This is a genomic window from Paraburkholderia sp. BR14312, assembly GCF_040948675.1.
In the GTDB taxonomy this organism is placed as follows: Bacteria; Pseudomonadota; Gammaproteobacteria; order Burkholderiales; family Burkholderiaceae; genus Paraburkholderia; species Paraburkholderia nodosa_A.
In genome coordinates, this window is the sequence record NZ_JBFPKI010000015.1 from 1 (window position 1) to 13,563 (window position 13,563).

11 protein-coding genes are annotated in these 13,563 nt (G+C 64.4%); 9 read left to right on the plus strand and 2 right to left on the minus strand.

From position 1 onward, the window contains the following. Window positions 1-656: 656 nt before the first annotated feature. On the minus strand, window positions 657-1,841 hold the full coding sequence (locus AB3X98_RS34070) for an acyltransferase family protein (RefSeq protein WP_368604744.1): 1,185 nt from the start codon (window positions 1,839-1,841) through the stop codon (window positions 657-659). 199 nt (window positions 1,842-2,040) lie between these two features. On the opposite strand from AB3X98_RS34070, the gene AB3X98_RS34075 reads away from it, so the two are divergent. The 4 genes from AB3X98_RS34075 (at window position 2,041) to AB3X98_RS34090 (ending at window position 7,153) form a co-directional block, all read left to right on the plus strand. Then, complete coding sequence (locus AB3X98_RS34075) at window positions 2,041-2,184, plus strand: hypothetical protein (RefSeq protein ID WP_165979327.1); 144 nt, start codon at window positions 2,041-2,043, stop codon at window positions 2,182-2,184. A gap of 267 nt (window positions 2,185-2,451) precedes the next feature. Further along, window positions 2,452-3,342 carry a UTP--glucose-1-phosphate uridylyltransferase GalU gene (gene galU / locus AB3X98_RS34080; RefSeq protein ID WP_069266176.1) on the plus strand — a complete coding sequence of 297 codons (891 nt, stop codon included), beginning with the start codon at window positions 2,452-2,454 and terminating at the stop codon, window positions 3,340-3,342. A gap of 363 nt (window positions 3,343-3,705) precedes the next feature. Next, a complete protein-coding gene (locus AB3X98_RS34085) occupies window positions 3,706-5,343 on the plus strand; it encodes a protease pro-enzyme activation domain-containing protein (protein ID WP_069266036.1) in 1,638 nt (545 codons plus the stop codon). A gap of 136 nt (window positions 5,344-5,479) precedes the next feature. Next, window positions 5,480-7,153: a S10 family peptidase gene (locus tag AB3X98_RS34090; RefSeq protein ID WP_368604745.1), complete on the plus strand. Its 1,674-nt coding sequence runs from the start codon at window positions 5,480-5,482 to the stop codon at window positions 7,151-7,153. Between the two features lie 37 nt (window positions 7,154-7,190). On the opposite strand, the gene AB3X98_RS34095 is transcribed toward AB3X98_RS34090, so the two are convergent. Beyond that, the gene (locus AB3X98_RS34095) at window positions 7,191-7,715 is read right to left on the minus strand and encodes a nucleoside 2-deoxyribosyltransferase (RefSeq protein WP_069266034.1); all 525 of its coding nucleotides are present in this window, start codon (window positions 7,713-7,715) and stop codon (window positions 7,191-7,193) included. Between the two features lie 283 nt (window positions 7,716-7,998). Here AB3X98_RS34095 and AB3X98_RS34100 point away from each other — a divergent pair, with 283 nt between their 5' ends. From AB3X98_RS34100 to AB3X98_RS34120, 5 genes are all read left to right on the plus strand, one after another. Beyond that, window positions 7,999-8,907 (plus strand): glutamate/aspartate ABC transporter substrate-binding protein, encoded by a 909-nt coding sequence (locus tag AB3X98_RS34100; RefSeq protein ID WP_368604746.1) that lies wholly within the window; start codon window positions 7,999-8,001, stop codon window positions 8,905-8,907. Between the two features lie 164 nt (window positions 8,908-9,071). Beyond that, window positions 9,072-10,313, plus strand: coding sequence for an NAD(P)/FAD-dependent oxidoreductase (locus AB3X98_RS34105; RefSeq protein ID WP_368604747.1), 1,242 nt, complete (start codon window positions 9,072-9,074; stop codon window positions 10,311-10,313). A 370-nt stretch (window positions 10,314-10,683) separates the two neighbouring features. Continuing rightward, the gene (gene ugpA, locus AB3X98_RS34110; protein WP_368604748.1) at window positions 10,684-11,565 is read left to right on the plus strand and encodes a sn-glycerol-3-phosphate ABC transporter permease UgpA; all 882 of its coding nucleotides are present in this window, start codon (window positions 10,684-10,686) and stop codon (window positions 11,563-11,565) included. Beyond that, window positions 11,565-12,410, plus strand: a complete 846-nt coding sequence (ugpE, locus tag AB3X98_RS34115; RefSeq protein WP_069266032.1) for a sn-glycerol-3-phosphate ABC transporter permease UgpE — start codon at window positions 11,565-11,567, stop codon at window positions 12,408-12,410. The genes ugpA and ugpE overlap by 1 nt, the downstream gene beginning before the upstream one ends. Before the next feature lie 25 nt (window positions 12,411-12,435). Next, on the plus strand, window positions 12,436-13,512 hold the full coding sequence (locus AB3X98_RS34120; RefSeq protein ID WP_342950187.1) for a sn-glycerol-3-phosphate import ATP-binding protein UgpC: 1,077 nt from the start codon (window positions 12,436-12,438) through the stop codon (window positions 13,510-13,512). The last annotated feature ends 51 nt before the right edge of the window (window positions 13,513-13,563 follow it).

Genomic DNA, 13,563 nt, shown 5'->3' on the forward strand with positions numbered 1-13,563 from the left:
CAACCGCTATGACCTGTTTTTCCTGCATCATCATTTCGGAACCATCAACCTGGACCATCCCGAATGAGCGGATCATGTGTTACCCATGTCCCCGCACACCTGTTACCCATGTCTCCGGTCCATACACGGCGGCAAAGAAAGTAGGCAAAGAAAGCCGCTCAAACCGCCAGCGCCCGCCACAGTTCACATCGCACCACTAATGGTTAATGGCTCCGGAGCGTCTGTCGCCTCGCACCACCCAACTCAGTGACAAGGCAGTCATTCATCCCGCTGCTCGCTACGCGCGCTGCGGTCGGGTCTGCATGGGAAACCGCGGGGGCATTGTCAGGCTTCGCGAGAATGCGCGCGCACCAACTGCTTTGAGTTATGCCCCACGGCGCGCGGAGCGCCGCCGGATGTATGAGCGCCTTGTCACTACCTTTGAAGGTGCGAGGTGACAGACGCTCCGGAGCCATTCACCATTTACGGCGAGATGTGAACTGTGGCAGGCGCTGGCGGTTTGAGCGGCTTTCTTTGCCTACTTTCTTTGCCGCCGCAAAGAAAGTAGGTGCCGCCCCGCACAGGGGCAACGCCTGCATACCGACGCGAAAACAAGGAAAGGCCAAAGTGGCCAAAGCGGCCAAAGTGGCCAAAGCGGCCAAAGTGGCCAAAGAGCATCAAGCGACGAGCCGCTTCCGAAGCCGAGCAGCAGCATGAAGCGCGGGCTTTTCGAAGATCCGATAGAACACCCAGGCAACGGGAATCACGGCTAGCGTGAAGCCGAACGAAGGCCATATCGAAGTCTGCAGCTCCGAGCGGAACAATAGCGAGCCGAGCAATACGAAGAGCGGCAAGTGAATGAGATAGAGCGAGTAGCTGAAATCGCCGATCCTGGAGAACAGCGACTGCAGAAAGCCAGGGGAAGCGGGCGCAGGCCGCGCAAGCGCTTTGACGAGATAGCAGGCGAAAGCGCTGGCCCAAAGCTGAAACGCCCCAAATTGCCCGAAGTGAAACGCCACGCAACCGGCGACAGCAAAGAGCGCCGCAGCAGGATAGGCGAACCGAAAGCCAGAAGACCCGCGCAAACGCACTTCGGCGATCCACGCACCGAGCATCCACGAGAACCAGTACGAAGTGAAAACGATGATGTCATGCCGCTCGAGCGTCAACGCGGAAACGACGTTGATGAGGGCCACGGCAGCGAGCACGACATTCAACCCAAACCGGCGGCGCGCAGCAAAGAGCAGCGGATACAGCAGATAGAACTGCACCTCGAGCGAAAGAGTCCAGAGCGCGCCATTCGAGCCATACGTCTTACCAGCCACGCCTTGCAGCGAGAACAGGTTCACGAAGAAATCACGCACCCCGATCTCATTGATCTTGTGGCTCACAGGAAGCAGCGAGAGGCTGACCGAATCCACAGCCAGCGTGAGCAGCAACGCGGCGAGCAGCACCGGATAGATGCGCACGAAGCGGCGCAACCAGAACTGCCGCGCGTCGAGCCGGAAATCGGGGTTCGAGAAGAGCCGCGCGGCGCCGCTGCGGTGAATGCAATAGCCGCTGATAACGAAAAAAATCGGCACGCCCGCCGATCCCCACGCAATCGGGAACGTCAGCCACGCGGCCAGCGTCCCGGGGCTCGCGAGGCTGGCGTGCAGCTGGTGGAACGCGCCCATGCCGATCCAGGTGACCTGGCGGCAATGGAAATAGGCCACCAGCAAGGCCGCAAAGCCGCGCAGGGCTTCGATCAGATGCTCGCCGGCAAGCTCGCGGGCCGCAGCCACCGGCCGCGCTGCAGGAGCAGCAGCGGCGGGCAGGGCGGATGCAGGCGGCATGGCGGTTTGGAGTACGGGATCGCTCATCGGTGTCGGCCGGTCCTTGGGGAGAGTATCCGCCGATCTTAGGGGCGCGCGCGCGAGGGAAGTAAGCAAAAGATTTTCAAAATGTATTCATACGGAAACGATAAATGGAGAAATAAATGGATTGAAAAACAAAGCGGTTTATTTATCGAATTTGGAATGCTAGTTTGAGCGTGATCGACTATGGTCGCTGGAGAATCCGATGAACCTGCACTTGCTGGCCGGCGTGGCCGTGCTGTTGATACTCGTGGGGGTGTCCGCGTATCGCGAGGCGTTGCGCAACGAGCCCATCCGGCGCGCACGCACGCGCTCCGGCGCATTGCCGCCCGTTGACGAAGCGGAATAGCCTGCGCCCCGAACAAGACGCGTCATTGACAGAAGGCCCGAGCAGGAAATTCATGCCGATCTGCCTGGAATTATCCAGGATGAATGGTAATAATTTCCGGTGTTATGCTGGAATCGCGTAATCCGAATTTATTGGCCTTTTTTTATTCCTTAAAAGGCGCTAAACAATCTTATTCAATACAAGAATCTGCCACGGCAGAACCTCGGGGAAGTCGGCTTGCCTCGCTGCGAGACCGAGACTCAAACGAACGATCTGGGAATGGACATCATGCTGAAAGTAACCAAAGCGGTATTTCCTGTTGCAGGCCTTGGGACGCGCTTCTTGCCCGCCACCAAGGCGAGCCCGAAGGAAATGCTGCCGATCGTCGACAAGCCGCTCATTCAGTACGCGGTGGAAGAGGCGATCGCTGCGGGGATTACCGAAATGATCTTCGTGACCGGCCGCAGCAAGCGCGCGATCGAAGACCATTTCGACAAGTCGTACGAGATCGAATGCGAACTCGAAGCCCGCAACAAGCAAAAGCTGCTCGACGTCGTTCGCAGCATCAAGCCAGCCAATGTGGACTGCTTCTACGTGCGCCAGGCCGAGGCGCTCGGTCTCGGCCACGCCGTGCTGTGCGCGGAAAAGCTCGTGGGCGGCGCGCCGTTCGCCGTGATTCTCGCGGACGACCTGCTCTACAGCCACACGCCGGTCATGAAGCAGCTCGTGAACACGTTCAATCACTATCACAGCTCGGTGGTGGGCGTCGAATCGATCGCGCGTGAAGACAGCGCGTCGTACGGCATCGTCGACGGCCGCGAGTGGGAAGAGGATGTGTTCAAGCTGTCGGGCATCGTCGAAAAGCCGGCGCCGGAAGTCGCGCCGTCGAATCTCGGCGTGGTGGGCCGCTACGTGCTGATGCCCACGATCTTCGAACATCTGCGCGCACTGAAGCCGGGCGCAGGCGGCGAGCTTCAACTCACCGATGGCTTGCAGTCGCTGCTCACCGAAGAACAGGTGCTCGCATACCGCTATATGGGCACGCGTTTCGACTGTGGCAGCAAGCTCGGCTACCTGAAGGCGACGGTGGAGTTCGCGCTGCGCCATCCGGAAGTCAAGGACGAGTTCGAAGCGTATCTGCAAGCGCATCTGCCGGCGGCGCTGCCCGCGGCGGCATAAAACTCCCGCGGCACAACCTCGCTACGGGGTACTTCATGCGCGCGGGCTCGACACCCGCGCGCGTTTCGCCCATCTCGCATTACCTCCCCAACATTCCTCCGCGACCTGGCCTTGCCGCGTCGCCGTGACAACTTTGCAATCGTCACCGGTGTATAACGGTTCTGGCGGGCATGCCGAATGCGTGCAACGCGTCGTTTGCGTTCGTGCCGCGTGGTGGGCCGCTCGTGCGGCGGCCATGCTGCGTGAATATTCCAACGATTTTGTACGGCATTCCGGGCCGGTTTGGCGCGCGGAACTCCCGTCATTCAACGCGTGTCCGAAGACCAGAATCCAGGCACGCGCTTCAAGGAGGAGCAACCGGCCATGACCAGGCACCTACCCGTGGCAGGCAGTGAACATCCCGCGCCCGCCGGCGCGCAGTGCGTCGGCGCTTGCGACCCGGCGGAGCGCTTCAGGGTCGTGCTGATCCTGCGGCGTCAGGCGTCGGCAGAATTTCACGAGCTGGTGGACCGGCTCGCCGCGAACGACCCCGCCGCGCAGCCGGTTTCGCGCGAGGAATACGAGCGGCGCTTTGGCGCGAGCGCCGCCGACATCGAGCGCGTCAAGCAGTTCGCGAGCGCGCATGGACTCAGCGTGGATCAGGCCGACGCCTCGGCGCGCCGCGTCGTGCTCTCGGGCACGGTGCAGCAGTACAACGCCGCCTTCGGCATCGACCTGCAGCGTTTCGAGCATCAGGTCGGCAAAACCACCCATCACTTTCACCAGCCGAGCGGCCCCCTGCATTTGCCGGAAGACATGCATGAGGTCGTCACCGCGGTGGTGGGGCTCGACAATCGTGCGAAGGCGCAGCCGCACTTTCGCATCATGCCGACGAGTCTGACCAACGCGCCGGCAGACGCGCCGGGCGCACCGGGTGCCTCTATCCGCCCGCCAATCCGCGCCGCGCGAGCGGTGACCAGATCGTTCACGCCGTTGCAGCTCGCGGAGCTATACAGCTTTCCCGCGGGCGACGGCGGCGGCCAATGCATTGCCCTGATCGAAATGGGCGGCGGCTATGACACGGCGGACCTTAGCGCCTATTTCAGCGAGCTGGGCGTGAGCGCGCCGCGCGTGGAAGACGTGTCCGTCGATCAGGCGACGAACGCGCCGACCGGCGACCCCAACGGCCCCGACGCCGAAGTCACGCTCGATGTGGAGATCGCCGGTGCGCTGGCACCCGGGGCGCTCATCGCCGTCTATTTCGCGCCGAACAGCGAGGCGGGCTTCGTCGATGCGGTGAGCGCCGCGCTGCACGACAGCCAGCGTAAGCCTTCAGTCATCTCGATCAGCTGGGGCGCGCCGGAGTCGGCGTGGTCGCAGCAAACGCTCGGCGCGCTGAACGACGCGTTGCAAACGGCCGTCGCCCTCGGCGTGACCGTGTGCACGGCTTCGGGCGACAGCGGCTCGTCGGACGGCGTGAGCGACGGCGCCGATCATGTGGACTTCCCCGCGTCGAGCCCTTACGCACTCGGTTGCGGCGGCACGCACATCGCGGCGTCGAACGGACGTATCTCGCAGGAAACCGTGTGGAGCGAAGGTGATAACGGCGCGACCGGCGGCGGCGTGAGCGCGACGTTCGCGTTGCCGGACTGGCAAAAGGGCCTGCGCGTCGTGCGTGGCAGCGGCGGGGCGGGGGCGCTGGTGCGGCGCGGCGTGCCCGACGTCTCAGCCGACGCCGATCCCGCCACGGGTTACGAAGTGCGCGTGGCGGGCGCGGATACGGTGGTGGGCGGCACGAGCGCCGTCGCGCCGCTGTGGGCGGCGCTGATCGCGCGCATCAACGCGGCGCGCGGCACGCCCGTCGGTTTCGCGAACGCGAAGCTCTATGCGCAGCCCGGCGCCTTCAACGACGTGACGAGCGGCAGCAATGGCGACTTCTCGGCGGCGCCGGGCTGGGACGCCTGCACGGGCCTCGGCACGCCGGTGGGCAGCAAGGTGGCAACCGCGCTCGGCTCGGCGTAGGATGAGCGCGGCACGCCGCCGCGACGCGCGCTGAGCACGAGAGGCAAGCGGCTGGCGCGATGCGGGTTGCATGAGAGGTTGCATTCGAAGTTGCATTCACTGTCTCGAACGCGAACACACAGAATGTGGAGACGACATGAACGACGAAGCGCAGTCCACCAAGGGCAACGGCGGCGCTCAAGGGGCCAGCCCCGCGAGCGGCAACGGCAAGCATCGCTCCCAGGCCGATCAGCCTTGCTTCGATCCCACCGCTTACGGCAACGGTCCCGACGACTTCGTCACCGACATGACCGAGAACGCCGCGATCACGCATCACGCGATCCAGATCGGCAAGGAAGTCATCGCCTATACGGCCACGGCGGGTCACCTCGTGACGGTCAATCCGAGCAGTTCGCAGCCCGACGCCAAGATCTTCTACGTGGCGTTCACGAAGGACGGCGTGCAGGCGCAGGACCGTCCCGTCACGTTCTTCTACAACGGCGGGCCGGGCTCCTCTTCCGTGTTCGTGCTGCTCGGCTCGTTCGCGCCCAAGCGCATCAAGACCTCGATGCCGGGCTTCACGCCGCCCGCGCCCTATACGCTCGAAGACAATCCGGACAGCCTGCTCGACAAGAGCGACCTCATCTTCATCAATCCGGTGGGCACGGGCTATTCGGCCGCGATCGCGCCGCATCACAACCGCGACTTCTGGGGCGTGGATCAGGATGCGGATTCGCTCAAGCAGTTCATCAAGCGCTACCTCACGGCGAACGATCGCTGGAATTCGCCGAAGTTTCTCTATGGCGAGTCGTATGGCACGGCGCGCAGTTGCGTGCTGGCCTACCGGCTGCACGAGGACGGCGTGGATCTGAACGGCATCACGCTGCAGTCGTCGATTCTCGATTACACGCAAGCCGGCAATCCGGTGGGCGCGCTGCCCACGGCGGCCGCCGACGCGTGGTACCACAAGCGCCTCGGCGTGACGCCCGCGCCGAAGGACTTGCAGGCGTTCGCCGCGCAAGTCGCGCAATTCGCGCGCACCGATTACCTGCAGGCGCTGTCGAAGTTTCCCGATCCGAACGACAAGAGCATTCCGGCCACGCTCAAGACCTTGTCGCAATACACGGGCATCGACACGCAAACGCTGGAGTCGTGGAATCTCGACATCGCCTCGTACGACAGCCATGGCAATTCGCTTTTTCTGATCTCCCTCCTGAAGGACAAGGGCGTGGCGCTCGGCTCGTACGACGGCCGCGTGACCGCCATCGACACGGGCATTGCCGGCAACATCGACCCCAACTCGGGCGGCAACGATCCCACCATGACGGCGGTGAGCGGCGTCTATACGGCGATGTGGAACAGCTATCTGAACGAGCAGCTCAAGTTCCGCACGAACTCGTCGTTCACGGACCTGAACGACCAGGCATTCAAGAACTGGAACTTCGGCCATATCGACCCGACGGGTGCGCAAAAGGGCGTGGACGCGCAGGGCAATATCGTGCTGTACACGGCCGGCGATCTCGCGGCGGTGATGGCGCTGAATCCGGATTTGCGCGTGCTTTCCGCGAACGGCTACTACGACTTCGTCACGCCGTTCTACCAGACCGTGATCGACCTGCAGAAGATGCCGCTGCTCGACCAGAAGGTGCGCGATAACCTGAGCGCGCGTTTCTATCCATCGGGGCACATGGTGTATCTCGACGCCGGCTCACGCACGGCGCTCAAGGCCGATGTCGCGAAGCTCTATCAAGTCGCCGTGACGGACCGCCCCGCGGTGGCGCGCATTCGCGCGCTCCAGCGCATGAGCACGATGAGCACCATGCATCATTGAATTTTTTGCCGGCGCCGGCGCACGCATTTGCACGCGGTTATGGCGTGCGCCCCTGCGCCATGGCTTCGAGACACGCGCGCGCGTCGCCCTGCACGAGGCGCGCCGCGCACGCGATCATCAGGTTCTTCGCCAGGCCGAAATCTTCCACCAGATAGCCGCGTTCGCACACGCGCCCTTGCGCGTCGGGTACGGAGGGCACGCGTTCGATGAGCGTGCCTTCGTCGGATGAGTAAGCCCAGATTTCCTTGCCCAGCGCGGCCGCATAGCCGATCTCGAAGGCGGTGCCGGAGTCGGGCTCGCCGGGGCCACGAAAGTCGTTGACGTTTGCCATCACGATATCGGCGGCGCGGATCGATTCGACGTTCGCGCGATAGATCCACGCGGCCTGGCGCGGGCCGTCGAGGTCCGCGGGCGCTTGCGCGTCGAGCGGATAGACGCCTTCGAAGCCGAATTCCGCACACGCGGCGACGAGGCGTGCGCCGTGCTCGAGCGCGTCGCGCCGGAAGACGTCGAAGCCGGCGAGATACACGCGCGGGCGGCGGGGCAGCAGGGTCGAATTCATGGCGCGCGGTCCTCCAGTGCAAGGGGGTCGTCGAGACCCCCGGTTCGACGATTCTAGCGCCGGGTCCCGGGCCGGTGAGGTTTCGTCTATCTTCCTGTTGCTTACAGACGATTGACAACATTTGTTGCCTCTCGCTACGATCATCTTCCTGATCGAAGCGCTGCCTTCGCTCGTACCCCTGGTATTTCCCGCATGTTGCGCGATGGTCGATTGTGGCGACAAATGGATGCTTCGACCGCGCAAGATGATGCCCGCAGACGAAGCGAACGACGAGGACCGACCCATGAACCGACTGAAGCGGCTGTCGCCGGCTTGCTGGGCCATCGTGCCGTGCCTCTGTCTGCTGCAGCCCGCGGCCGCGCAGGTCGCGCAGCCTACGCTCGAGAAGATCCGCTCGGCGAATATCATCGCCATTGGTCATCGCGAGACCTCGGTGCCGTTCTCGTACGTGGTCGGCGACCACCAGGTGATCGGCTTTTCGCAGGACATCTGCGACAAGGTCATCGACGCAGTCAAGCTCAGGACGAAGCGCCCGAACTTGCAGGTGCATTTCATTCCCGTCACTTCGCAAAACCGCATTCCGCTCGTGCAGAACGGCACCGTGGACCTCGAATGCGGCGTCACGACGAACCTGAAGGCGCGCCAGGCCCAGGTGAGTTTCTCCGATACGTTCTTCGTCGCGACCACGCGCCTGCTCACGCGCAAGGACTCGCGCATTCACGACTTCGCCGATCTCGCGGGCAAGACGGTGCTCACGAACCAGGGCACGACGTCCGAGCGTATCTTGCGGCGCATGAACATCGACAAGCAGATGAACATGCGCATCATCAGCGCGCGCGATTATGGCGAGGGGCGCGCCACGCTCGAGTCGGGCCGCGCAGTGGCCTACATGATGGACGACGTGCTGCTCGCCGGCACGCGCTCGCTCACGGCGAAGCCTTCCGAATGGGTGATCGTGGGCACGCCGCAATCGTCGGAGGCCTATGCCTTCATGATGCGCAACGGCGACCCTGAGTTCCGGCAACTCGTGAACGACACCATGGCGGGGCTCATGAAGAATGGCGAAATCAATGCGATGTACGCGAAGTGGTTCGAGAAGCCGGTGCCGCCCCAGCGCGTGAATTTCGAGTTTCCGATGAGCGAACAACTGCGCGCGCTCTATGCCGCGCCGAACGACCGCGCCTTCGACTGATTGCCTTGTGCAAGCGCGAACCATGAGATGATCTCGTTCCTGACGCGGCGGACGGCGCGGGCGGCCCATAGGCGCGAGGCTTCCAGCGCGCCTGTGAGTCGCGGCCGCCGCTGCGCGCAATGAATCAATTAACGGGTAGAAAGCGGAAAAAGGCGGGAGCGGACATGCAGGAAGACGGCAGCGCGGTGGTGATCGTTGGGGCAGGGCACGCGGGCGGCAACGCCGCGGCGCTGCTGCGGCAATATGGGTTTGGCGGCCGCGTGGTGCTGGTCGGCGAAGAACCGGTGCCGCCTTATCACCGGCCGCCGCTCAGCAAGGCCTATTTGAAGGGCGAAGCCGACGTCGAGCGCCTGTGGCTCAAACCGCGCGCGTTTTACGACGAGCAGCGCATCGAACTGAAGCTCGGCGCGAGCGCGCAGTCGCTCGACCGCGCGAGCCGCACGCTCACGCTCGCCGACGGCAGCCAGCTGCAATACGACAAACTGATTTTCGCCACCGGCTCGACACCGCGCGCGTTGACGGTGCCGGGCCACGATCTCGCGGGCGTGATCGCGTTGCGCTCGCTCGCCGACGCCGACGTGCTGCGCGAGCGCGTGAAGCCGGGCGAGAAGCTCGTGGTGATCGGCGCCGGTTATATCGGCCTCGAAGCGGCCGCGGCGGCGCGCCAGCTCGGCCACGAGGTCACGGTGCTCGAAGCCGCGCCGCGCGTGCTGGGCCGCGTGACGGGCGAGATCGTTTCCACGTTCTACGCGAACGAGCATCGCGCGCAGGGCGTGGAACTGCGCCTGAACGCGAAGATCGAGGCGCTCGTGGGCGAGGGCGGCAAGCTCACCGGCGTGAAGCTGGCGGACGGCGAGATCGTCCCCGCCACGCTCGCGCTGGTCGGCATCGGCATCCTGCCGAACGAGGCGCTCGCGAAGGCGGCGGGCATCACGTGCGCCAACGGCATTCAGGTGGACGACGACGCGCGCACGAGCGACCCGGACGTCTTCGCGATCGGCGATTGTGCGCACCGGCCGCTTGCTCACTATGGCCGCGCGGGGCGCCTGGAAAGCGTGCACAACGCGGTGGAGCAGGCGAAGCTCGCGGCCTCTGCCATCGTCGGCAAGCCGCGCCCCGCGTGCGACGCGCCGTGGTTCTGGTCCGATCAGTACGACCTCAAGCTGCAGACGGTGGGCCTGCTCGAAGGCCATGACGAGGCCATCGTGCGCGGCGACCCGGCAGCGCGGCGCTTCGCGGTGTACTACCTGAAGGACCGCGTGCTGCTCGCGGTCGACGCCGTCAATTCGATGCCCGATTTCCTGTGCGGCAAGAAACTCGTTGGCAAGGGCGTAAAGCTCGATCTCGACGCGCTGCGCGATCCCGCCACCGACATGGGCAAATTCGCAGCGGCGGCGCTCGCCTGAGCGGCGAGTCGAACGATGAAGTCAAGGGGCGGCGACGTCCCCGCTATTTTCGCGATCGGGAGACGCTGTGCGCCGGATCAACCCTCCGCGCAGCCCGCTCGCCCTATACCTCCCCGCGTCAATCCCGCTCCCGGCGCCCGAGCGCGGCCTCCAGTCCCGTGCTTTCCCCCGCGCTTTGACCCGTGCTTTCCCCCGCGCTTTGACCCGCGCTTTCACCCGCGCTTTGCCCCGCGCTTTGGCCCGTATTGTCACGAGTCTCGGCTAGAATGCGAACGCGGCGCCGCCCACGAAGCGGCTCAATTCGATCAACAAGCCGCTTCAACCGGCGTTCTCGGCCGTCCGAACGCCGCCACTCGAGGAGAGTGACGCAATGGAACAACGCTCCCGTTTTGGGGCGAGCCTGCTGCCGTACCTGCTCGTCGGGCCGCAACTGGCGGTGACCGTGATCTTTTTCCTGTGGCCGGCCGGGGTGGCGCTCCTGCAGTCCACCCAGGCCCAGGACGCCTTCGGCACGTCGTCGGTCTTCGTCGGCTTCGCCAACTTCACGCGGCTCCTGCACGATCCGCTCTATCTGGCCTCGGTCGAGACGACGCTCGTGTTTACGGCGCTCGTCACGTTCGGCGGCCTCGCCATTTCGCTGCTGCTGGCAGCCATGGCGCACCACGTGACGCGCGGCAAGCGCTTTTATCAAACGTTTCTGATCTGGCCGTATGCGGTCGCGCCGGTCATTGCCGCCGTGTTGTGGGGCTTTCTGTTCAACCCGAGCATCGGTCTCGTGACCTTCGCGCTCGCACACTTCGGCGTGACGTGGAATCACGCGCTCAACCCCGGCCAGGCCATGACGCTCGTTGTGATCGCATCGGTCTGGCAGCAGATCAGCTATAACTTTCTGTTCTTCTACGCGGGCCTGCAGTCGATTCCGCAGTCCCTCTTCGAGGCGGCGGCCATCGACGGCGCGGGTCCCGTGCGGCGCTTCTTCGGCATTGCGTTCCCGCTGCTCTCGCCCACGAGCTTCTTTCTGCTCGTGGTGAACGTGGTCTACGCGCTCTTCGACACCTTCCCCGTGATCGACGCGGCAACGGGCGGCGGGCCTGGCCAGGCCACGCGCACGCTCGTCTACAAGATCTTCGACGAAGGTTTCCGGGGCCTCGACATCGGCAGTTCGGGCGCGCAGTCAGTCGTGCTGATGGTGATCGTGACCGCGCTCACGATCTTCCAGTTCCGCTTTATCGAACGACGGGTGCAGTACTGATGGTCGAGAACCGCAAATACTTCAACCTGTTCTGCCACGTCATGCTGCTGCTCGGTGTCGCGGTGGTGGCCTTTCCCGTGTACGTGGCTTTTTGCGCCGCCACGATGAACGAGAAGGAAGTCTTCTCGGTGCCGCTCTCGCTCGTGCCGGGCACCCATCTGTTCGCGAACATGGCCACCGTGTGGAACGTGGGCACGGGCAGCGCGGCGAGCCCGTTCGGCGTGATGCTCATGAACAGCGTCATCACGGCGCTCGTGATTTCGGTGGGCAAGATCGCCATATCGATCATCTCGGCCTATGCGATCGTGTTTTTCCGCTTTCCGTTCCGGCGTCTCGCGTTCTGGCTGATCTTCGTGACGCTCATGCTGCCCGTGGAAGTGCGCATTTTCCCCACGGTGCAGGTCGCGGCCACACTGCATCTCACGAACACTTACGCGGGCCTCACGCTGCCGCTCATCGCTTCGGCCACGGCCACGTTTCTGTTCCGCCAGTTCTTCCTCACGCTGCCCAACGAGCTGATCGAGGCGGCGCGTATCGACGGCGCGGGGCCGCTGCGTTTCTTCTGGGACGTCGTGCTGCCGCTTTCGAAAACGAACATCGCGTCGCTGTTCGTCATTACGTTCATTTACGGCTGGAACCAGTATTTGTGGCCGATTCTCATGTCGAGCACGGCTTCGATGACGACCGCCGTGGTGGGCATCAAGAGCATGATTTCGAGCGGCGACGCAGCGACGCAATGGCATCTCGTGATGTGCGCGACGATGATCGCCATGCTGCCGCCGCTCGTGGTGGTACTGGCCATGCAGCGCTGGTTCGTGCGCGGCCTCGTGGACGTGGAGAAATAAGCATGAAGGCAATTCGGGGGACGGCATGGCGGCATTGAGCATACGGGGCGTCACGAAGTCTTACGATGGCGCGCAACAGGTGTTGCACGGCATCGACGTGCAGGTGGCGGACGGCGAATTCATGGTGCTCGTCGGCCCGTCGGGCTGCGGGAAGTCCACGCTGCTGCGCATGGTCGCGGGGCTGGAAACGATCACGTCGGGCGAGATCGCCATCGGCGAGAAGGTGGTCAATCGCGTGGAGCCCAAGGATCGCGACATCGCCATGGTGTTCCAGAACTACGCGCTCTATCCGCACATGACGGTCGCGCGCAACATGGGCTACAGCCTCAAGCTGCAGGGGCTCGACCGCTCGACGATCGATTCGCGCGTGGCGGCGGCCGCCGAAATCCTCGAACTGGGCAAGCTGCTCGAGCGCAAGCCGCGCGAGCTTTCGGGCGGCCAGCGTCAGCGCGTGGCGATGGGCCGCGCGATCGTGCGCGAGCCTTCGGTGTTTCTGTTCGACGAACCGCTCTCGAACCTCGACGCGAAGCTGCGCGTGCAGATGCGCCTCGAGATCCAGCGTCTGCATGCGCGTTTGCGTACGACGAGCCTGTACGTCACGCACGACCAGATCGAGGCGATGACGCTCGCGCAGCGCGTGATGGTGCTCAACGGCGGGCGCGCGGAGCAGATCGGCACGCCCAGCGAAGTGTACGACCGGCCCGCTTCGATGTTCGTGGCGAGCTTCATCGGCTCGCCGGCCATGAACCTGCTGCGCGGGCGCGTGAGCGACGACGGCCGGCGCTTCGAAGTCGCGGGCAACGGGCCGCATCTGCCGCTCGGCGATGCGCCGGCCTGGCTGCCGAAGGGCGCGGAATGCGTGCTGGGCGTGCGGCCCGAGCATATGCACGCTCGCGGCGCCAATGAGCCAGTCACGCTCGAAGTCGAGACCTGTGAATTGCTCGGCGCGGACAACCTCGCGCACGGCCGCTGGGGCAGCGCGGATGTGGTGGTGCGCCTGCCGCACGAAACGCGGCCCACGCCCGGCGAGCGGCTGGCCGTGCACCTGCCGCCGGCGCGCCTGCACTTCTTCGATCCGGCTACGGGCAAGCGTCTGGGCTAGGCCGCGCCTGCCGGTGCCAACGCCGCGGCCTGCGCGCGAAAGCGGCGCTCG

What these genes read in the sequence shown, in the direction of transcription:
- AB3X98_RS34070 (WP_368604744.1), bottom strand. Translation starts at nt 1,841, where the DNA reads ATGAGCGATCCCGTACTCCAAACCGCCATGCCGCCTGCATCCGCCCTG.
- AB3X98_RS34075 (WP_165979327.1), top strand. Translation starts at nt 2,041, where the DNA reads ATGAACCTGCACTTGCTGGCCGGCGTGGCCGTGCTGTTGATACTCGTG.
- galU (WP_069266176.1), top strand. Translation starts at nt 2,452, where the DNA reads ATGCTGAAAGTAACCAAAGCGGTATTTCCTGTTGCAGGCCTTGGGACG.
- AB3X98_RS34085 (WP_069266036.1), top strand. Translation starts at nt 3,706, where the DNA reads ATGACCAGGCACCTACCCGTGGCAGGCAGTGAACATCCCGCGCCCGCC.
- AB3X98_RS34090 (WP_368604745.1), top strand. Translation starts at nt 5,480, where the DNA reads ATGAACGACGAAGCGCAGTCCACCAAGGGCAACGGCGGCGCTCAAGGG.
- AB3X98_RS34095 (WP_069266034.1), bottom strand. Translation starts at nt 7,715, where the DNA reads ATGAATTCGACCCTGCTGCCCCGCCGCCCGCGCGTGTATCTCGCCGGC.
- AB3X98_RS34100 (WP_368604746.1), top strand. Translation starts at nt 7,999, where the DNA reads ATGAACCGACTGAAGCGGCTGTCGCCGGCTTGCTGGGCCATCGTGCCG.
- AB3X98_RS34105 (WP_368604747.1), top strand. Translation starts at nt 9,072, where the DNA reads ATGCAGGAAGACGGCAGCGCGGTGGTGATCGTTGGGGCAGGGCACGCG.
- ugpA (WP_368604748.1), top strand. Translation starts at nt 10,684, where the DNA reads ATGGAACAACGCTCCCGTTTTGGGGCGAGCCTGCTGCCGTACCTGCTC.
- ugpE (WP_069266032.1), top strand. Translation starts at nt 11,565, where the DNA reads ATGGTCGAGAACCGCAAATACTTCAACCTGTTCTGCCACGTCATGCTG.
- AB3X98_RS34120 (WP_342950187.1), top strand. Translation starts at nt 12,436, where the DNA reads ATGGCGGCATTGAGCATACGGGGCGTCACGAAGTCTTACGATGGCGCG.